The following is an 18,700-nucleotide window of genomic DNA, read 5'->3' as shown; positions in this document are numbered from 1 at the left end:
GGGTGCCTCATTCTCCTGGGGAGCCGGGGGTAGGGGTGCCCACGAAGAGTCTCCAGGGCATGGCGTGGAGGTCGATCTGCTTCCCGGCGTATTGCGCGGGTGAGTAGATTCCCCCCATGAAGCGGCCGGTGTTGGTTGCGATGATCACATCGTTCTGGTCGACGAGGCACGTATTCGGGGATAAGGCCCGGAGGTGCGGTTCGAGCTGGCTCTGGATTCCCCGGACCAGTACATCCGCAGCGACGATCCCGACCATTTGTTCCCCCACGAAAACGGCCTTGCTGAAGGTGACGATGTTTTCGTTGCTCCCGTTGGCATCCAGGTACGCATGGCTGATGTGGACGGCTCCGTCGCCGTAGTCCTCGGGGCGCCACGTTGCGGTACCGCCTTCATAGAGGTCCCAGTCGATCACGAGCCGCTGAAGTGACTGGGGTCCAGACGGGGCGTGGCACCAGGCCGCGCCCGCAGGGCCGAATGAGACGTCAGGCAGGAAGCCCGCTCCGTACAAGAGTGGAACGGCTCCCTCAAGAGTCTGTCGCGAAGCGTCGTAGATTGCGTCCAGGTCAGAGCTGTCTCCCTGCCGTTTAGAGCTGAGCTGAACGTGCACCGCGTGTTCGATCGAACGGATCGAAGCTGAGGCCGTATCTGCCAGAAGCTCGGTGAAGGATCCGATCAAGGCCAGTTCGCGTTCTTCCTTGCCGGGGTCAGGAAAGGATTCTTCGCGGGATGTATCGACGCTCATTCGCAAATCGAGTACCCGGTTCATATCCGAACGGACATGCTCCTCGGCCAGAGCCCGGGCAAGCATCCCGTCTCCGGACCGAATTGCCTCCACGATAGACGCATGTTCTGCTGCCGCATTGCCGTATCCGGCAGGGGCTGCCCAGACCAGCGGCCCGACCTCGGCTTGCATCGCCATTTCCTCGCGCGTGAGCCGCACGGAACCGGAGCTGGCGGCAAGCTCGATGTGAAACCTGCTGTCGTCTCGGATGGCCTGCGCAGAATCCTCAGCTTCTTCAATCTTCACGGCCATCGATGCCAGGCGCCCAAGGGAGAGCCTCCCGCTCCGCTCCGCTGCGGCTGCTGCTGCCGAGCCCGCCAGGAAGACCCAGTAGTCACGGATGTCGCGCAAATCGTCAAGAGAGTAGGCCATGAGTGACTCACGCTCCGCTTTGATGATGTCGCCGGTGCTGGCTTTGACGAAGCTTCCGCCGCCCTTGCCGCGACGCGTCTCGAGCAAGCCGCGCCCGCGCAGGTCGGCCAGCGCCGCGCGAAGAGTCAGTGTCGAGACGCCCATCCTGGCTGCCAGCTCGTTTTCGCTGGGCAGCTGGGTCCCGTCTTCAAGCACTCCCAGTTCGATGGCGTACCTGAGGCGCCTCCCCACCTCTTCCCCCCGGTCAAAGGTGGCCAAGGGGGCGAAGGCGAGCTGCTCTCTCCACGTGGTCATGGACGGTTGCTCCTTCGTCAGGCGTGCCCGGCGGACGCCATCTTCATTCTCTAACCTTTAACTTCAAATGTCTATTGACATGTAACCTTAAAGGTCTAAGACTTGTAGAAGAACATGAGAGATGCAGACGTCTCCCCAACCGGGTTTTGAAAGGAATGATCGGCATGACACGTGAAGAAGCCTATGCAGGTTGCCCTTCAGACTCGTACGTGGAGTTCTACGGAGGCCAGTGGCTTGTGGTCCCGCTTGCGCCCGTTGAGCAGCCCTCCTTCTTCACCTGCCTGCCCCGCAGCAGGCGCGGCACCCACCACTAGATTGGGCGCGTGACCAACCTGGCAGCTCAGCCTGTCAGAGGCTGAAGCACCGCATGGCCCTTCCACCCGTCGTGCAGCAACCTTCGATGTGTCCGCAAGCGAGAAATAGCTGCTGACCCCTGGATGGCCGTTAACTCTCCTTACTTAGGCGTTTCGTTGTGAAGCTGGAGAGCCTACGGCAGCCTTCACTGCAGCAACGAGAGAGTGGACGTCGGTCTCGGTGGTGTCCCAAGAGCACATAAACCGGACTTCCCCGCGTGCCTGGTCCCAGTCATAGAAGCGGAAGGACTCCCGGACCTTCACCGCTGCCCCGGTTGGAAGGACGGCAAAGACGCCATTGGACTGAGTTGGTTGCGTCAGCGAGACGCCGTCAATGGCCGAGATTCCTTTGCCGAGAATTTGAGCCATTTCGTTGGCCTGACAGGCGGACCGCAGCCACAACCCATCCGTTAGCAGGGCTACGAGTTGCGCAGAGACGAAACGCATCTTTGAGGCCAGCTGCATGTTCATCTTGCGCAGGTAGCTCATGCCTGGGTCGGACTGTGAGCTGAGCCAGATAACGGCTTCGCCGCACAACAGCCCGTTTTTGGTGCCGCCAAAAGACAGGATGTCGACACCGACGTCGGTGGTGAATGCCCGCAAAGGAAGCCCGAGATGTGCTGCAGCGTTGGCCAGCCTTGCTCCGTCCAGGTGCAGTTTCATTCCCTTCGCATGGACGTGTTCAGCGATCCGTTGGATTTCTTCCGGCGTGTAGCAGGTGCCCAGTTCGGTGGTCTGGGTGATCGATACGACCAGCGGCTGCGCCCGATGCTCGTCTCCCCACCCCCAGGCTTCGGCGTCGATCAATTCCGGGGTGAGTTTGCCATCCGGTGTGGGGACAGGGAGGAGCTTTATTCCGCCAATCCGTTCCGGGGCGCCGTTTTCGTCGGTATTGATATGCGCTGTTGCTGCGCAGATGACAGCGCCCCAACGCGGGAGCAGTGCTTGCAGGGCAAGGACGTTGGCCCCTGTCCCATTGAAGACCGGATATGCGGTAGCAGCTGCCCCGAAGTGGGACTTGATGACTACTTGAAGTGCTGCTGTGTAGACATCTTCGCCGTATGCGGTGACGTGGCCTTCGTTGGCTGCCTGAACTGCTTCGATGATTTCGGCGTGAGCCCCGGCGTAGTTATCCGAGGCGAAGCCCCGGTAGGCCGGGTCGTGCAGGCGCCTCGCCGGTACCTGTGGGACGCCTGCTTTTGTATCAACGCTGACGCTCATGCCGGTGCACCCGCGAGGTGGCCGGCCGTGAGGGGCAAGCGCTGCCCGTTGATCTGTTCTGCCTCCAGATCGAAGATCCGCTGTACAGCGTCGGCAAGGACACTGACATCGGTGTAGCCCGGAAATTTCCGTTCCGGCTGGGCTGCGCGCATCCGGTCATCGACCAGAGCCTTGACGACGAAGACCAAGGCGGCTGAGTGCTGAGCGGAGTGGGGGCTTTCATTTCCTCCCTGCAGGTGCCGGAATCCGTCGGCCACGGCCAGGGTCCATGCCTCGGCGGCGGACTTGACGGCGGCATAAGCGGCGCCGCCCGCTGTCGGCGTTGAGGCGGACTGTGCGGAAACGACGGCCAGGCGACCTGCAGGGGAGGCAGCCAAATCGTCGTAAAAGGCGCGGCTGGTGTTCCTCAGTGTGGTGAGGACGCTGGTGTGCAGGAAGTCCCAGTCTTCATCCGTCTGGCCTGTAATTCCGGTGCCGCCTCGCCACCCTCCTACAAGATGGATCAGGCCGTCCACTGGACCCAGATCGTTCCGGACAGACGTCGCCAAGTCCTCAACGGCTTGCAGGTCCGCGAGGTTGCAGACATAGCCCGTGACGTTGTTGTATGCCACCGCGAGCTCCTGCACCCGGTCCTCAAGGATGTCGACGGCGGCCACGCGTGCCCCTGCTTGCGAGAGGGCATGGACTACCGCGACGCCTGCGGCGCTTGTCGAACCGGCGACGACGACCGTACGCTCCGAGAGGTCCTGGCTCATGCGCCCGCCTCGCCCTCAGTCTTCACAGGGCTCTGCCCGGTGACCGGGCTCAATGCCCTCTCGGCCAAGTCCTTTGGTGAGTCGGAGTTCTGGCTCTCACTGATCAAGGTCAGCGCAGTGGTACTCTTCCTGATCGCCGGCGTGCTGATGATTTTCGGCATCCTCGGGGATAACTCTCCGGGACTGAGCAACTGGCAAAACCGCGATGACGTGTTCCACGGGGGGTGGGTCTCGATCATCTCGGTCTTCATGGTTGCCGGGTTCTCCTTCCAGGGCACAGAGCTCGTAGGAGTCGCCGCCGGCGAAGCGAAGAACCCGCGCCGCGAGGTGCCGAAGGCAATCCGCACTGTCTTCTGGCGCATCATGCTTTTCTACATTGGCGCCATCTTTATCATCGGCTGCCTCATTCCGTTCACCGATCCGAGCCTGCTGGCCTCCGGTGAGTCCGAAATTGCATCATCGCCCTTTGCCCTGGTCTTCTCTCGCGCCGGAATCGCCTTCGCAGCGGCCTTGATGAACGCCGTGATCCTGACCGCAATCCTGTCCGCGGGCAACTCCGGACTATATGCCTCCACTCGGATGCTTTACGCCATGGCCCATGACGGCATGGCCCCGAAGATCTTCGGCCGAACCAATGCGCGTGGTGTGCCGATCGCGGCGTTGCTCGCGACGGCGGCCGTGGGACTCTTCGGGTTCCTCTCCGCGATCGTCGGGCAGGGTGCAGCCTACTCCTGGCTGCTGAACATGTCGGGCCTATGCGGCTTCATTGTCTGGGCGGGAATCGCGGTCTCCCACTACCGTTTCAGGCGCGGTTTCCTGGCCCAGGGAAACAGGGTCAGCGACCTGCCGTACAAAGCGTCCCTGTTCCCCATTGGCCCGCTGTTGGCCTTCGCCCTGCTCATACTGGTCATCGCGGGACAGAATTACGAGGCTGTGCTTGCCGGACGGTCCGTGGAGGTGCTTTCCTCCTACATCGGGTTGCCAGTCTTCGTCGTTCTATGGCTGGGTCACCGCCACATCACCAAGTCCAAAGTAGTGCCGCTGCTCGAGATGGATCTCACCGCACCTAAGGACGTCGAGGAAGAACTGAGGGCCGCCACCCAGTAACTAGGCCAGAACGAGGGAAGCCGGGTGAGAACAGCACCCGGCTTCGCTCCTCCCCCAGGTCAGTAGCTCCGAGATCAGCCCCGCAGTCACCGCCGTCGAGCCGCTCGACCTTGACGCCATCGTCCTGAACTGCGCCACCGGGCCGAACGAGATGCGCAGGAGGAGCCGTGCCGGGAAGGCACCGAGCTTCGGGGCGCAGTTCACCATGCCGCTGGCGCAGTTGGGGTCCATGGCGAACCTGCTGCAGTCCGGGGTGGCGTCGGCGGAGCGGGTGTTCTCGTTGTTGGACGAGGACGAGGAGTTGCCGGATCCTGCTGGGGGTGTTTCTTCGTCCCATGGTTTCGGACGGGGGTGGCTGGTGTTCGAGGACATGTCCTTCTCGTATTCGCCGGACAAACCGCTGATCTCTTCGCTGTCTCTGGTGGCGGAGCCGGGGCAGACGGTGGCGATTGTTGGGCCCGCCGGGGCGGGGAAGACCACGCTGGTGAACCTGATCATGCGGTTCTACGAGCTGGACGCGGGGCGTATAACGCTCGACGGCGTGGACGTCACCTCGGTGCCGCGGCACGAGCTGCGCTCGCGGCTGGGGATGGTGCTGCAGGATACGTGGCTGTTCGGCCGGGACCGTCCGGGACAACATCGCCTACGGCCGGCCCGGGGCTACCGAGGCCGAGATATTGGAGGCGGCGCGGGCGACGTACGCGGACCGGTTCGTGCACTCGCTGCCCGAGGGGTACGACACGTGCTGGAGGATGAGGGTGCCAATGTCTCCGCGGGCGAGAAACAGCTCCTGGCCCTTGCCCGGGCGTTTCTGGCACGGCATTCGGTGCTGATTCTCGATGAGGTGACATCTTCGGTGGATACCCGGACCGAGGTGCTGGTGCAGAAAGCCATGCGTGCGCTGCGGTCCGACCGGACGAGCTTCGTGATCGCGCACCGCCTATCCACCATCCGCGACGCCGACCTCGTGATGGAGGCCGGGCAGATCGTGGACCAGGGGACGCACGCTTCATTGCTGGCTGCGGGTGGGGCGTATGCGCGGCTGTAGGAGGAGTTCGCGGCCCCGGTGGCGGAGGTATAGCAGCGCGCAGATGATCACACCGACCGCTTCCGCGTCGGCCTGCTTCTCGTTCACATGCGATTAACTCGCGTTACGTCATCATCAAACTTAAGACTGGCAAGTTCCAGCCAGATAGTCAGGCGTTCCGTGGCCTGTGTCAGATTGAGATTCAAGAGTGTCCGCTGGGGGCGTACGGGAACCAGCTTTTGGACCCTATCCCGACGGTGTTTGAAATGACCGCCTGACGTCAGGCTGGGGTGTAGCTCAGCAAGGCTAACCATCGAGCTTATTCCGATGTGCGAATCCGCGACTTTATGCGATTGCGTGGGACCGGGGCGTGGGTGCTTCGACTGCAGATTTCAATTCGTCCAGAGTCGGCGGGTTTGCTCCGGCTCGTTGTACAGTAATGGCCGCTGCTGCGGCTGCGGTGCGTCCCAGTTGCTCCAGGACTGCGGGGGCGAAGCCTTCTGTGCCGCGGGTGAGGAGGCCCAGGATCAGTGCGGAATTTTTCAAGCTGAGCGGTACCAGTGGGAGTTAGGCGGCTGACTGTTCGGTGATTTCCTTTGGCTGGTTGATCCAGGCTGGTCCTGGGAGTGCGAGGATTTTGGGATCTGTTTTCTTGGTGAAGCGTTCGGGGTGTCTCGCGCGGGCTGCAGCGAGGGTTGCAGAGCGTTCCTTGGCCACGGTGGAGGCGTGGCCGTAATGGACATTGGCGGGCGTGTGGAAGCCGATGCCGGAGTGCTGGTGATGATGGTTATACCAGTCCACGAACCCGCTGATAAATGCGCCGGCATCGTGGACTGAGGCGAAGCGTTCGGGGAATTCCGGACCGTATTTCAGCGTCTTGAACAGCGCCTCGCTGTAGGGATTGTCATTGCTCACCCGGGGTCTGGAATGGGATCGGGTGACTTCCAGATCCGAGAGCAGCGCGGCGACGGTTTTGGATGTCATGGACGTTCCACGGTCCGCGTTAAGCCGAATTCGGCTTAACGCGGATTATGCCGAGGAAAACGCTAAGCCGAGGAACTGTGTTGTGGGCCGTGCTACTCGGGGAATCGGGATTCTTTCTTCGGCTTAGTGCTGGGGACTCATTGCGGGGTTACCGTCGTCGTATCCATAGACCCGGTGAAAGGGGAATGTCATGGATACGAAGGTCAGAGAGATTGGCGAGCGGGTTGTTGCTGCGTTGGAAGCCGACGGCCATGCGAAGCTAACGATTGTCCAGTACCGCAACGCAATTCGGTGGTTGGAAATACTCGCTCAAGATCGTGGTGAAGAATATTCGCCTGCGTTAGGTGCCGACTTTGCCGTGATGACTGCAGACCCACGCACTGGAAAGGTATTCAGTCCGAGGCCGCGTGCGGACTTTGCCCGCTTGGCTGGAGTCTTCGACTCCTACGTGTTCACCGGGCAGGTGGACCTTTCGGCGAAAAGGCACGGCGGTGGTCGGGTTGTTCCGCAGTCAAAGGATTTCACCGTGCTCTTGGCTGCGTGGTCGGCGGAGATGGAGCAGCGCGGTCTGGCAGTGGCCACCCAGAGCGCTTACAGTCGTGCCGCGTGCGATTACCTCCTCTATTTGGAGGCCAACGGAATCATGTCCCTTCAGGAGGCCGACGGGGCCAGTGTATTTGGGTTCCTGGAATCATTGAGCGATCGCTGGGCGAAAACTGCGTTGTGGTCTGCGGTCACGAGTTTCCGTCCGTTCCTGAACTTCACCCAACGTGTCGACCTGCTCAATGCACTGAAAATGGCCGGGGTGAAACGTCACCACGGCATCGTTCCCTTGCTGGGCAACGACGAAGAAGAAATTGTTGTTCAAGCCTGCATGAATGGGCAAGTTTCCGCACGTGACGCAGCGATCACACTGCTGGCGCTGGTGACCGGCCTGAGGGCGTGTGATCTTGTTTCCCTGCGTTTGCAGGACATCGACTGGCGAGGGCGGACGGTCGGGATCGTCCAACAGAAGACCAGCAATCCGCTGACAATGCCGTTGCCTCCTGCGATCGCGGGGAAACTTGCAGAGTACGTCCTTGGTGAGCGGCCGAACGTTGTGGACGAGCACGTGTTTTTGCGTGTGGTGGCGCCCCATACTGAACTGGCGGGCCACGCGGCGATTTATCGAGTGACCGCGCGGGTGTTCAAAACAGCAGGGTTGGAACGTACAAGGGTGGGGACAAGGTTGCTACGCCACAATGCGGCCTCCAAGCTCCTGCGTGCAGGGACACCGCTGCCAACGATATCGGCGGTTTTGGGCCATTCAAGCCCTGATTCCACCGACGTCTATTTGAGTACTGACACCGAGCATATGCGCGCGTGCGTGCTCCCGCTCCCGATCCGGCAAGGAGTCATCCGGTGAACGGGCCCAGGTTCACCAGTGTGTTCGCGCCCGATCTTGAACGTTTCCTTGGCTTCAAGGAAAGCATGGGCATTCATTGCGCATCCCGGCTGTGGTATTTGAAGAATTTCGATCGCTACTGCACAGACCACGGCCTGCAGAATTTTGACCGGTCCGCCCTTGAAGGATGGGTCACCTCAAGGCTTTCGGGCCGGCCGAATTCCTGCCGGTCGTGGATGTCATACATCAGAGACTTCGGGCGCTGGGAGCGCATCAACGGCAACGAGAATGCGTACGTGTTATCGGATCAGTGGAAGAGCAAACGCATCCGCATCCAGCCGTATCTGTTCTCGCACGAAGAAGTCAGCAGGTTCTTCGATGCCGCGGCACGGTTGGAAAGCATCTCGCCATGGAAGTGGCAGGGGCTCGCGTTCTTCGCCCTCATGCATTCGTGCGGGCTGCGCACCTGCGAGGTGCGCCGCCTGGCAGTAAACGATGTGAACCTTGATGAAAGGTTCATCGACGTGCGCTGGTCCAAGGGCAACCGCAGCCGCCAGCTTCCGATCACCGATCAGGTCGTTGGCATCCTGGCTGAATGCGATCGGGCGTTGGAGCGGACCCTGGGCAAAAAACGAGCCGCATTCTTCGCTTCCTCCACCGGCAACCCGGTAGACCCGGTATCCGTTGGGGTGATGTTCACCAGGATCTGGGACCAGGCCCGGCTGCCGCGGCCCCTTGAAGGGAAGCAACCGAGGCCCTATGACCTGAGACATCACTATGCCTATGCCAACATCGAGCGGTGGATGGCCGAAGGCGTTGACGTCAATGCCATGCTGCCCTACCTGGCCCGGTACATGGGCCACGCGTCGCTAGACAGCACCTATTACTACATCCATACATCCGCGGATTTCATGGGCGGCTACGCCGACATCGTCCGTGAAGGCCAGAAGATACTGCCTGAGGTGGGATTCGAATGAAACGAGACACCAGCAGCGATACCCCGAACTTCTGGGGATACGCGCGTAACTATTTGCACGAATACATGCCCAAAGTCAGGGACCTGTCCCCAAAAACCATCGAAGCCTACCGGATCTCATTGGAGTGCTTCGTGGACTACCTCGTCACCGAGCAGCATATCCAGCACGAGGACATCGGCTTTGACCACTTCGAACGACGCTTCCTCAAGGGCTGGCTGATCTGGATGCGGGAGAGCAAAAACTATCAGCCAAAAACCCTGGGTCTGCGTCTGACCGCGATCAGGGCGTTCCTGCGCTACGCCTCCCAAGAGGACCTTCGGTTGGTGGCGTTGCATGATGCGGCCAAGACACTCAAGGCCCCAGCCGTGGCGAAGAAGCCCATCGAATACTTGGAGCAGCACGAAACCGCGGCGATCCTTGCGGCCTTCACCGGCGCAAGCGTGAAGTCGCGGCGCAACCGCATGCTCCTGATACTCCTCTACGAGTCCGCGGCACGCGTCAGTGAAATCACCGGTCTGACCCTCGGGGACCTGCAGCTGGCACGGTCGGCGCACCTGACGCTGACCGGTAAAGGGAACAAGAGCCGCGTCGTCCCCCTGGGCGATAAAACGGTCGAGCACCTGCAGGTCTATCTGGAGGAGTTTCATTCCCGGCGGGCGAGCCTGCCGGCCACGCGCCCGCTGTTCAACAGCACCCATTTCGGGGAACCTACCAGGCTCTCGGAAGACAGTGTCTCGGCGATCCTCAAGAAGGCCGGGGAAATCGCGCGGGGATCCTGTCCGTCAATTCCGGACAAGCTAAATTGCCACATGCTGCGCAAGACCAAGGCCATGGACCTCTACAAGCAAGGGATTCCGCTGCCGATCATCATGCAACTGCTCGGACACGAAAGCATGAGCACCACCTCGGCCTTCTACGCCTTTGCCACCCTGGACATGATGACGAAAGCCATGAACGCCGCAACCCCCGGAATCAGCCACGCTGACACCGAATGGCTCAGCGAAGAAAGACTACAAATCCTCTACACGCTCCGGTAACCTCAAAAATGCTAAGCCGAAGAAAGAATCCCGATTCCCCGAGTAGCACGGCCCACAACACAGTTCCTCGGCTTAGCGTTTTCCTCGGCATAATCCGCGTGCACGACCTGGGGGATGCCGTGGATTCCGAAGATTCCCTTCATCATTTCCACCGCCAGCGCCCCGGATTCGGTGGCGTGGACGTGCGCGCCGACTATGAATCTGGAATGGATATCGATCATCATGTAGCAGTCGAAGTACTTGCCCCTGACCGGGCCCGCAAGCTTTGTAATATCCCACGTGAACACCTGCCCCGGGGCGGTGGCGACCAGTTCAGGAACCGTCCGGGGCGGGTGCTTAGCCAGCCGGCGGCGTTCTTTGACCTGCTTGTTTTCCTCCAGCACACGATAGAAGGTCGACAGGGATCCCAGATAGATTCCCTCGTCCAGCAGCTTCGTATAGACCTGCATGGGTGCCAGGTCCACGAACTCCAGCGAGTTCAGCGCGGCCAGGATCTCCGCCCGCTCAGCGGCGCTGAGCTTGTTCTGCGGCAACACCGCATGGTGGTCCCGCGGCGGTGCCGGTTTGCGGTTCGCGGTCGTCCTGGAAACGCCGGTCAATGCCGCCGCCCGGCGTGATGGAATCTTCAGTTCCAGCATCGACCGGTACGTTGCCATCAGCGTTTCTTGGATCGGGGCTCGTCCGGCATATCCTCTGAGGCGCTCTCTAAGAACGCCTGTAGTTTTCCCATCAGGTCCAGGGCTGCCTCGGTCTTCTTCAACCGGCTCTCGCTCACCTCTAACTGGCGGCGCAAACGCGCGTTCTCGGCCTGGTCCGCCGAGAGTTTCCCGATCGATTCCCCGGCCTTCTTTCCGGCCAGGACGCCGGCGTCCCTCAGCCGCCTCCATTCGGTCATCTGCGACGAGTACAGGCCCTCTGTGCGCAGGAAAGCACCACCCTCATTGCTCTCGCAGGCATTCTCATATGCCGCCAAGAACTCGAGCTTCTGGGCCGGGGTGAATGACCGGCGAGGCCGCGGCCCGCCGGCCCGCGGCCCAGAACTACTACTACTACTACTACTACTACTACTCACAGCACTATCTTCGCGTACTGCACTCAAAACTGGACTGGACATGATGACTGGATTCCTGGCTCTCGCCCCACGCGATTAAACGGACTTGCTACGAGCCCCTGGTACCGTTCCAGCCTGACACGTAGGGGTGCGGCCATGTAGGAGTCTCCGGCGCCTATGGTGTCCGCGACCGTGGCTTTGACTGCAGGGATGGTGATGCTTGCGGCGGAGGACGTGAATTGGGAGCCTTCGGCCCCCTTGGTTATCACAGTCAGCCCGGTGCCCAGTCGGAGGATATGGTCCGCGGTTTCCTCCAGTGTGTTCCCGGGGTAGAGCCAGTGGGCGTCCTCGTCGCTGAGTTTGACGACGTCGGTCAGGGAGACGAGTTTTTCGAAGGTTGATTTCGCTTCGGCCTGGCTGCCAAGCAGGGATGGCCTGATGTTCGGGTCGTAGGTGATGAGGCAATGCTCATGGGCTTGTTCGAGCAGGGCTTTGACAGCACTGGCACCGGGGTTCAGGAAGGTGGCTATGGAACCTGTGTGGAGAATTTTGGGAAAGAGGTCGGCGTTGCCGGTGGCAGGTCCCAGTAGATGTCGAAGTCGTATGCGGCGGACCCGTCGGGTCCAAGGGTTGCTGTGGCTGTTGCCGTGCGGGCGAGGGATTTTGATCCAGGCAGGAGAGTTACTCCTGCCCGGCGGAGGTGGTCTTCTATCGATGTTCCCCGTGCATCGGGTGCGATGGCCGTGAGTAGGCCCGTGGTGACGCCCAGGAGCCCGAGGCCGTAGGCGACGTTGGCGGGCGATCCGCCGGGATGCTCCACCTGGCTGTTCGGGGTGGTGACCACATCGATCAGCGATTCTCCGACAACGACGACATCTAGGGGCTGTTGGGCGTCATGCCGTGCTGCTTTGAGGTTTTCCATGTTTGTCTCTCGGGCAGGTGATGGTAGGGGGAGCGGGCAGGTCATTCTGCTGGCCGGTGGCCGCGGCAAAATGACCTGCCGGGAACGTTTCGGGTCGGGCTAAGGCGCCGCTTTGATTTCGTTGATCGTGAGGTTGCGGAAAGTGGCAGTTCCTTCATGTGCGTAGAGACGGATGCCGTTGTCCCCTTCAAGGGGGAACACCCGGTGTGAGTGCACGACTCGTCCGTCTCCTACGAACATTTCGACGCTTGTGCGGTCCACCAGGACACGGAGTGTGAGGCGCCCTGCCGCGGGATCGATCGGCGTCTGGCTTTCGCCGCCGGTTGGGTTGATGGTGGGTCTCCGGTTGAGGTACGCGAAAGGGCCGCGGAGGAACGCACCGGCGGCGACGTGCCGGCCCCCGCCGGCTGCACGGCATATCTCGAGACCGATGTTGGCGGGCGGTGTGGCCGGGTCCCATGCCAGCTCACAGTTCAGGTCATAGGCCAGATATCGAGGTCATGGGTGCCCGTTACAGCGACGTCACCAAGGCGGTGGCTGCGCTTGACGTGGTTGTCCAGGCCGGCTGTGGGGGCTGAGACGAGGTGGTAGCTTCCGCTTCCCTTCTTGAGGCGGATGTCGCGCACGATCATGTCATCGCCGTTGTACGCGTCGGTCGCGAGGGTCGGTGTGTTGTGGGGGTAGTCCCAGAAGTTCGCCCATCCGAGCGCCCTGCGTAGGGTGGCATCCTCTGCACCGGAGGCGTCGTGATGGGGATAGGTCACTGCTCCGTAGAAGTCATAGCCGTAGTCGAGCCATTCCGGTTCGGCATGGTCGGGAGTAAAGGTGGTGCCGCTGAAGGCCCCTGTCCAATACGCGTAGGTTGCCGGCAGGCCCCGGCTTTTGCCGTTGGCGCTGGTGCCAAGGATCCAGTGGGAAGTACCGTCGTCTACGGTCATGCGGAATAGGTCGGGGCACTCAAGCAGCCCTAGATCCGTGCGGACGAATTCGCCGACGCGCTGCCATGAACGCAGGTTGGGAGATGTGTAGAAGCCAAGCTTCTGCCCTTCGGCGTTGACCATGAACCACTGCCCCCGGTCGGCGTCCCAGATTACCTTTGGGTCGCGGAAGTCCTGCACACCTGGGTTCGGCAGTACCGGGGCTGTGCCATCGGGTTGGAATGAGCGCCCACGGTCAGTCGAATACCAGAGGTATTGGGCTTGGCGGCCTTGGGGTGCCTGCGTTACGAGGGCTATCACAGCATTCTCGCCGTATCCGGCGGTGTTCCGTTCGTCGATGACAAGGCATCTAGCGCCATCCTGACATAGCAATGTCAGGCCCCGAAGGACCGGGCACGCCGGGGATTTTTACTTAGTAGCCGAGGGCGCTCCGCATGGACGGTGCGGTGGCCGCGTTCCCCAGGTGGTTGGTGATGCCCAGGACGTCCTCCGTGTCACGGAGCATCGAGTAGTGGTTGAACGCTGTACCTGACGTTGTCCCAGCCGGGATGGTCGGGGCGATCACGGCTGTAGCGACGACCTGGGGGGAAGGGATAGTAGTGAAGTCCTCCGGCTCATCCCAGGTCACGTACACCAGTACGGTACCTGCCTTGTAGGCCGCGCTGCTGGTGATCTTGGGTATCCAGCGCTGCAGGAACAGGTCGCCGGGCCCGGGGTCAACTTCGCCGCCGCAGGAGGAACATCCGCCGTCATCGGTTGGACCGAGAGTGGCAAAGGCTGGCAGGGTGTCGGTATCCAAGGCTGTGGCCAGGGGTGAATTGATCACGTCCTTGGTGTCGGTGACCAAGTTCTGGCTTCCGACCGGAACATCCCAGTTGGCGCAGTCCTCGGCGATATTCGAGTAGTAGTTTGGTGCCTGATGGTGCGCCGTGTAGATTTTGTTGGCGCTGTCGTTGTGGGCACAGTTGAAGGGCATCCCGAAGGCGTAGTTCCGCCACTGCCGCCCGGACTGCTTGACCTGGTTGTAGATGTTGTCCGCACTCAACATGCCCGATGAGTCCCCGGTGATGCCTTGGGTCGAGCCGGAGGTCATGGCGATGTAATTTGGCAGGGACGGGTGCAGCTCGGTCGTGAAGTTGGTGGCGAGTCCACAGTTCTTCACTACGGTGCCATTGAAGTACGGCATCCTCTGCTGGGCGTGCTGCAGTGTCAGATTCTCAAAGGTGATCCAGATGACGTGCTGGTACTGTGCCGGTGCCGGTCCGGTTGCTCCGCACATACCATTGGCGGGCTGCGGTGTCAGCGTGGGTCTGTGTGTAGGGGTCGCCGTCGCTGGGCTGCTCTGCGTCTGGGCAGTTGGGGCCGGAGCTGTGGGCTGCACCGGTCCCGCTTGGGGCTGGCAGGCTGAAACCGTGACCAGAGCCAGGAGCAGCAGCCCAACGCCATGGGCGAGCCGACGAGAGACTCCTGTGCTGGCCCTGGGCCTAGCTTGAAAGGAAAACATCACCTGCTGTGCTCCATTCACCCCAGAGGACTACTCTCCGACCAGGATTTCGGCGGCTGGAAAATGTGGACCTGAAGCCCGCCCGTGTGCTGGCCGTTCTGACACTATGGCATACCGGGCGCCACGCTGGAACCTTAACGGCTGCGATTTCGTCGTAGGCTTCTGGACCCGCAAGCACCAGCAGGGCAGGTGTAAATGCCCTACTGGCCGTTGTTGATGTCTGCGATTTTATCCGCATAACTGTGGGGGCACCGACGTTACTGTCTGCCGCGTTGTGGAAGGGCTGGGCGCAACCTCCGTGGGCGGGGTCGGGGAGGCAGACCGTGGGAACCCCGTTCTGCATCGGGATCTTGATCTTCGAAATACCGTACCTCTGGTCCTGGGAAGCGATCACGGGCCGGATCTGACCGCTCATGACTGTACGCAGCAACGGGATGACCACGGCCAGGGCGGATGCCAGGACCCGGCGCCCCCGCATCACCGACCGTTGTCGTGCGGGCGCCCTGGCCGCGCCCTGCTGAGCTGGCGTCCCGGGGTGTGGCTCTATGGCCATGGGCTATTTTCCGCTCTGGTAAACATCCGCACTGAAAGTGTTAACGCCTGGCTCGGCAGCACCGGCGAGGCGGGGGAGTGAGAAGAAATCTTCGATGCTCGCGAGCAGGCTGTAGTGGTTGTAGGGCCGGTCCGAGGTCGCACCCGCCGGAGCGAACGGGGAGATGACCAGTGCACCGACCTTCCCCCCGCCCGTCCCCCCGGTGACCCCGACCGGAGGGCCGGTGGTGCCGCCGTCGGTCTCGTCAAAGGTGATCACGAGCATCCCGTCTTTTTGGAATGCGGGAGAGGCCAAAACCGTGGGGACCTGGTCACGGAGCCAGTAATCGGCGACGCCCAGGCCGCCGGAGGTCCCGTCCGCGCAGGGGTTGTCGTGTCCGTCGTGGCACAGGTTCGGGGTGATGTAAGAAAGGTTCGGGGTGGTGTCTACTGTCTTCAGGTCCTGCTGCAGGGCGGACAAATTCACCACGTGGGTGGTGCAGTCCGGAGATGCGGTGATGGAACGGAAATAGACGAAGGGGTTGTGGCGGGTCGCGTACTGGTCGCCTGCAGTGGCGTTCTGGTGCGTGTCGGCAGCACCAAGCATCGGGTGCTGGCAGGGCGAGGACATGTCTTCCATGTAACCCCGCCACGATCGTCCGGCGGACGTGAGCTGTCCGGCCAAGGTGGGGACATTTTCCGGAAAGACGCACCCGCTGCCCAGCAGTCGTCCCCGGGAGTCGGTGCCCGAAGGGCTAAAGGCAGAATAGGTCTGACAATCCTGCATGGTACTTCTGTTGGGCGGCTGCCCTGAAACCTGCGCCAAATAGTTCGGCAGCGAGTGGTGCGCGATCCCGTAATAGCTGCTCAGCAGCACACCCTGCTGCCGCAGCGTCCTGGCCAGGTAGGGGGCTGGCGATCCCGTGCCCCACACCTGGTCGTAGCCCTTGTTCTCGAGGTTGATGACAAAAACATGCCCGGGCGTGCCTGCAAGCCGGGCCGGGGTGATTGTGATGGGTTGTGAGGGCTGGCAAGCAACCAAGGCTGCCACAAGCATGGCCAGAGAGAGGAAGGTCCCACGCGCGTGACACCGGGACCGCATTTTTTTCCCCGCGGCGCTGCCCGACGGGGCGTGGACGTTGATGGGGCCCTCCTAGTGGACGGGATGCAGGACTAGCCGATAGTAAACAGTCTCATAAGGAAGCAGGCCACTGGCAGGGTAAGTGCTGGGAGTTCACCGTGAATCCGGTTCTTCGTCGGGGACTTCACCGGTACCCCGTCACGACCGGGTACCTGCCCTGCGATCGGAAGCAGCTTTGAAGGGGTGCAAGGGATCCGAAGCAGCCCTTTCGTGCCGGGTCATATCGGGAGCGAAGCAGGGTACGTTGCGCACGAGTTGGGGCCAGCTAAACTCAGTCCCAAAAGCAACTGTTGCTTCGACCGGTTGAATACGGCCAGTTCCGCTCTCGTCGCTTCGTCGAATCACTCCGCCACCACGGCCCCAACAGAATCGATGGGCAGGGTCGGTGCGTAGACAACGCCGCGATGGAATCGTTCTTCTCGCTGCTGCAAAAGAAACATGGCATTTCCCCACGTCAACGTGGCCAACTAAATTGAGACAGGACAAGCGGTTCACTCCAGCTTGGCGTGGCGCAGGTAATGATAAACCGTCTCGCGGCTGATCCAATAATCACGGGCAAGAACTGCTTTCGGAACGCCGCTGCCGGCGCGCTGAACCAGTTCGTCCGCTCGTTCCGGCGTGAGGGTCTTTTTCCGCCCTTTATAGGCGCCGCGCTGCTTGGCCAATGCGGTACCTTCCCGCTGCCGCTCCCTGATGAGGGAGCGTTCAAATTCAGCGAAGGCACCCATGACGGACCGCATGAGGTTGGCCATGGGGGAGTCCTCCCCGGTGAAGACCAGGCTCTCTTTGACGAATTCCACCCGCACCCCTTTGCGTGTGAGGCCTTGGACGAGCGCACGCAGGTCATCGAGGTTGCGGGCGAGGCGGTCCATGCTGCGCAGCACGACGGTGTTCCCGTCGCGGGCGAACCGCAGTAATTCCGTAAGTTCCGGTCTGGTGGTGTCCCTACCCGAGGCCTTGTCCGTGAAGACCCGGTCAAGGACCTGGCCATCGAGCTGGCGCTTCTCGTTCTGGTCCAGCGTGCTCACGCGCACATACCCGATCCGCTGTCCGGCCACTGTCGTTCCAACCCTTCGCTGTGAAGTTGAGTTCTAGACCCGTCCTTACAAGGAAGTCAATAACCCGGCCGCCCGTCGTCAGATTGGGGTGTGCCCTAACTGGACGTGACCCGCAGGACGTGCTGTTGGTCCTACTCGCGAAGGTCCGGGACCACTTATGCGGGAAGGCCCGTTGGTGCCGGCATCGAAAGTGCTTCCAGCGCCTCAGCTCTGTTCATTATTCGTTGCGTGGGCCGCTCTGCAAGGAGCGTTGCCTCAGATGGATGCATGGGCGTCGCTTGAATCATTTTTTGTACCTTCGTTGTAGACGGTCGGATTGTTCGCCCGGCCGTACGAGAGGGGTTGGCAGTTCAGGCGGACTTTTGAGAGGCATCTCGGGATCCTTCGGTCGTTTCCCGAGTTAGCAGCCCTGACGGCGGGTGGTGAAGCCGGCGGGATCGTGGGTGGATGGCTTCTTAGTCTGCAGTTCTGTTTCCATGGATGTGGCGGGAGAGTCTATTCGCGGCATCCTTGACCATCTGCGCCAATTGTGGCCGTAAATCTTGCGCAAAATCCTTTTCGATGAACGTCACTGAGACCGCGGCTGTAGGCCAGCCGTGGTCGTCCTTCACGGCAGCCGCTATGGACCCGAATCCAGGTGTGACCTGGCCGGATTCTGTGGCATAGCCTCGCTGGCGCACATGATCGAGGTGGGAGGACAGTGTCACGTATTTCGTGATCGATGACTCTTCTGCCACGTGGCGGCAGCTGAAGGCCGCGGCATTGGGATAAAGTGCCCGGACATGCGCTCTTGGTGCGGCAGCAAGAATGGCACGGCCGCTGGCTGTCAGATGGCTGGGCAGCTGCACTCCGACATCGGTGACGAGTACGGCCAGATGTGCGCTTTCGCCCGTCGCTTTGCCCAAGGATGCGAGCAAAGGCCTGCCGGCGCTGGTCAGTGCTTGGTGGTGGGAATAGGCGGAGCCGATTTCGAGTGCGGCAGGCCCCAGTCCGAAGCGACCTTCTTCGCGGAGGTGTTGGACGAATCCGTTTTCCTCCATGACGCGGAGTAGGTCGTAGATGCTGGAGCGGGGTATGTCCAACTCTTTGCCGATCCTAGAGGCGAGCATTGGTGACCTCTTAGAGGCGAGATGCCTGAGTATGCGGAGTGTGTTCTCTGAACCGGGGACTTTGGATACTGTTTTGCCTTCGCGGCCCTTGATCCTGTCGGCTGCGTTTAGTGTCATGGGTCTTCTCTTGTGTTGTTGGCTGCGACGACAGTGT

Annotated in this window: 15 protein-coding genes and 5 pseudogenes; 7 read left to right on the top strand and 13 right to left on the bottom strand. The window is 61.3% G+C overall.

Features of this window, described 5'->3' with window-relative positions; all coding sequences use genetic code 11:
• Positions 1-7: 7 nt before the first annotated feature.
• Positions 8-1,447: a GntR family transcriptional regulator gene (locus tag ACQCSV_RS18245; protein WP_426938920.1), complete on the bottom strand. Its 1,440-nt coding sequence runs from the start codon at positions 1,445-1,447 to the stop codon at positions 8-10.
• A 164-nt stretch (positions 1,448-1,611) separates the two neighbouring features.
• Here ACQCSV_RS18245 and ACQCSV_RS18240 point away from each other — a divergent pair, with 164 nt between their 5' ends.
• The gene (locus tag ACQCSV_RS18240; RefSeq protein ID WP_191080013.1) at positions 1,612-1,761 is read left to right on the top strand and encodes a hypothetical protein; all 150 of its coding nucleotides are present in this window, start codon (positions 1,612-1,614) and stop codon (positions 1,759-1,761) included.
• Positions 1,762-1,905: 144 nt separating this feature from the next.
• Here the strand turns inward: ACQCSV_RS18240 and ACQCSV_RS18235 are convergent, their stop codons facing one another.
• Both ACQCSV_RS18235 and ACQCSV_RS18230 read right to left on the bottom strand, forming a co-directional pair.
• Positions 1,906-3,021: a threonine aldolase family protein gene (locus tag ACQCSV_RS18235; RefSeq protein ID WP_426938919.1), complete on the bottom strand. Its 1,116-nt coding sequence runs from the start codon at positions 3,019-3,021 to the stop codon at positions 1,906-1,908.
• Positions 3,018-3,776 (bottom strand): SDR family oxidoreductase, encoded by a 759-nt coding sequence (locus ACQCSV_RS18230; RefSeq protein WP_354224562.1) that lies wholly within the window; start codon positions 3,774-3,776, stop codon positions 3,018-3,020. Before ACQCSV_RS18230 ends, ACQCSV_RS18235 begins: the two co-directional genes overlap by 4 nt.
• A gap of 30 nt (positions 3,777-3,806) precedes the next feature.
• Here ACQCSV_RS18230 and ACQCSV_RS18225 point away from each other — a divergent pair.
• Both ACQCSV_RS18225 and ACQCSV_RS18220 read left to right on the top strand, forming a co-directional pair.
• Positions 3,807-4,883, top strand: a pseudogene (locus ACQCSV_RS18225) (amino acid permease); the annotation flags it as partial.
• Between the two features lie 151 nt (positions 4,884-5,034).
• Complete coding sequence (locus ACQCSV_RS18220) at positions 5,035-5,931, top strand: ABC transporter ATP-binding protein (protein WP_354156374.1); 897 nt, start codon at positions 5,035-5,037, stop codon at positions 5,929-5,931.
• A 324-nt stretch (positions 5,932-6,255) separates the two neighbouring features.
• Here the strand turns inward: ACQCSV_RS18220 and ACQCSV_RS18215 are convergent, their stop codons facing one another.
• On the bottom strand, positions 6,256-6,456 hold the full coding sequence (locus ACQCSV_RS18215; protein WP_426938918.1) for a hypothetical protein: 201 nt from the start codon (positions 6,454-6,456) through the stop codon (positions 6,256-6,258).
• Between the two features lie 21 nt (positions 6,457-6,477).
• Positions 6,478-6,918, bottom strand: a pseudogene (locus ACQCSV_RS18210) (transposase); the annotation flags it as partial.
• Between the two features lie 166 nt (positions 6,919-7,084).
• On the opposite strand from ACQCSV_RS18210, the gene ACQCSV_RS18205 reads away from it, so the two are divergent.
• The 3 genes from ACQCSV_RS18205 (at position 7,085) to ACQCSV_RS18195 (ending at position 10,292) form a co-directional block, all read left to right on the top strand.
• Positions 7,085-8,299, top strand: coding sequence for a tyrosine-type recombinase/integrase (locus ACQCSV_RS18205; RefSeq protein ID WP_426938917.1), 1,215 nt, complete (start codon positions 7,085-7,087; stop codon positions 8,297-8,299).
• 215 nt (positions 8,300-8,514) lie between these two features.
• A complete protein-coding gene (locus ACQCSV_RS18200) occupies positions 8,515-9,255 on the top strand; it encodes a tyrosine-type recombinase/integrase (RefSeq protein WP_426938916.1) in 741 nt (246 codons plus the stop codon).
• The gene (locus ACQCSV_RS18195; protein ID WP_426938915.1) at positions 9,252-10,292 is read left to right on the top strand and encodes a tyrosine-type recombinase/integrase; all 1,041 of its coding nucleotides are present in this window, start codon (positions 9,252-9,254) and stop codon (positions 10,290-10,292) included. The genes ACQCSV_RS18200 and ACQCSV_RS18195 overlap by 4 nt, the downstream gene beginning before the upstream one ends.
• A 92-nt stretch (positions 10,293-10,384) precedes the next feature.
• Here ACQCSV_RS18195 and ACQCSV_RS18190 read toward each other — a convergent pair.
• The 6 genes and pseudogenes from ACQCSV_RS18190 to ACQCSV_RS18165 form a co-directional block, all read right to left on the bottom strand.
• A pseudogene (locus ACQCSV_RS18190) lies at positions 10,385-11,364 on the bottom strand (IS3-like element ISAar46 family transposase); the annotation flags it as partial.
• 23 nt (positions 11,365-11,387) lie between these two features.
• A pseudogene (locus tag ACQCSV_RS18185) lies at positions 11,388-12,265 on the bottom strand (PfkB family carbohydrate kinase).
• Between the two features lie 99 nt (positions 12,266-12,364).
• Positions 12,365-12,565, bottom strand: a complete 201-nt coding sequence (locus ACQCSV_RS18180) for a GH32 C-terminal domain-containing protein (RefSeq protein WP_426939582.1) — start codon at positions 12,563-12,565, stop codon at positions 12,365-12,367.
• A 173-nt stretch (positions 12,566-12,738) separates the two neighbouring features.
• A complete protein-coding gene (locus ACQCSV_RS18175; RefSeq protein ID WP_426938914.1) occupies positions 12,739-13,503 on the bottom strand; it encodes a glycoside hydrolase family 32 protein in 765 nt (254 codons plus the stop codon).
• 112 nt (positions 13,504-13,615) lie between these two features.
• The gene (locus tag ACQCSV_RS18170; RefSeq protein WP_426938913.1) at positions 13,616-14,482 is read right to left on the bottom strand and encodes an alkaline phosphatase family protein; all 867 of its coding nucleotides are present in this window, start codon (positions 14,480-14,482) and stop codon (positions 13,616-13,618) included.
• 781 nt (positions 14,483-15,263) lie between these two features.
• A complete protein-coding gene (locus ACQCSV_RS18165; protein ID WP_354156389.1) occupies positions 15,264-16,295 on the bottom strand; it encodes an alkaline phosphatase family protein in 1,032 nt (343 codons plus the stop codon).
• Between the two features lie 398 nt (positions 16,296-16,693).
• Between ACQCSV_RS18165 and ACQCSV_RS18160 the strand changes: the two are divergent.
• Positions 16,694-16,840: pseudogene (locus tag ACQCSV_RS18160) on the top strand (IS3 family transposase); the annotation flags it as partial.
• 30 nt (positions 16,841-16,870) lie between these two features.
• Here ACQCSV_RS18160 and ACQCSV_RS18155 read toward each other — a convergent pair.
• On the bottom strand, positions 16,871-17,437 hold the full coding sequence (locus tag ACQCSV_RS18155; RefSeq protein ID WP_426938912.1) for a recombinase family protein: 567 nt from the start codon (positions 17,435-17,437) through the stop codon (positions 16,871-16,873).
• 455 nt (positions 17,438-17,892) lie between these two features.
• On the bottom strand, positions 17,893-18,663 hold the full coding sequence (locus ACQCSV_RS18150) for an IclR family transcriptional regulator (protein ID WP_426938911.1): 771 nt from the start codon (positions 18,661-18,663) through the stop codon (positions 17,893-17,895).
• Positions 18,664-18,700: the final 37 nt, after the last annotated feature.

The organism is Pseudarthrobacter sp. S3 (assembly GCF_050156905.1).
Taxonomy (GTDB): domain Bacteria; phylum Actinomycetota; class Actinomycetes; order Actinomycetales; family Micrococcaceae; genus Arthrobacter.
Note: the sequence above shows the minus strand (reverse complement) of the source record. Positions and strands in the feature narration are given on the sequence as shown.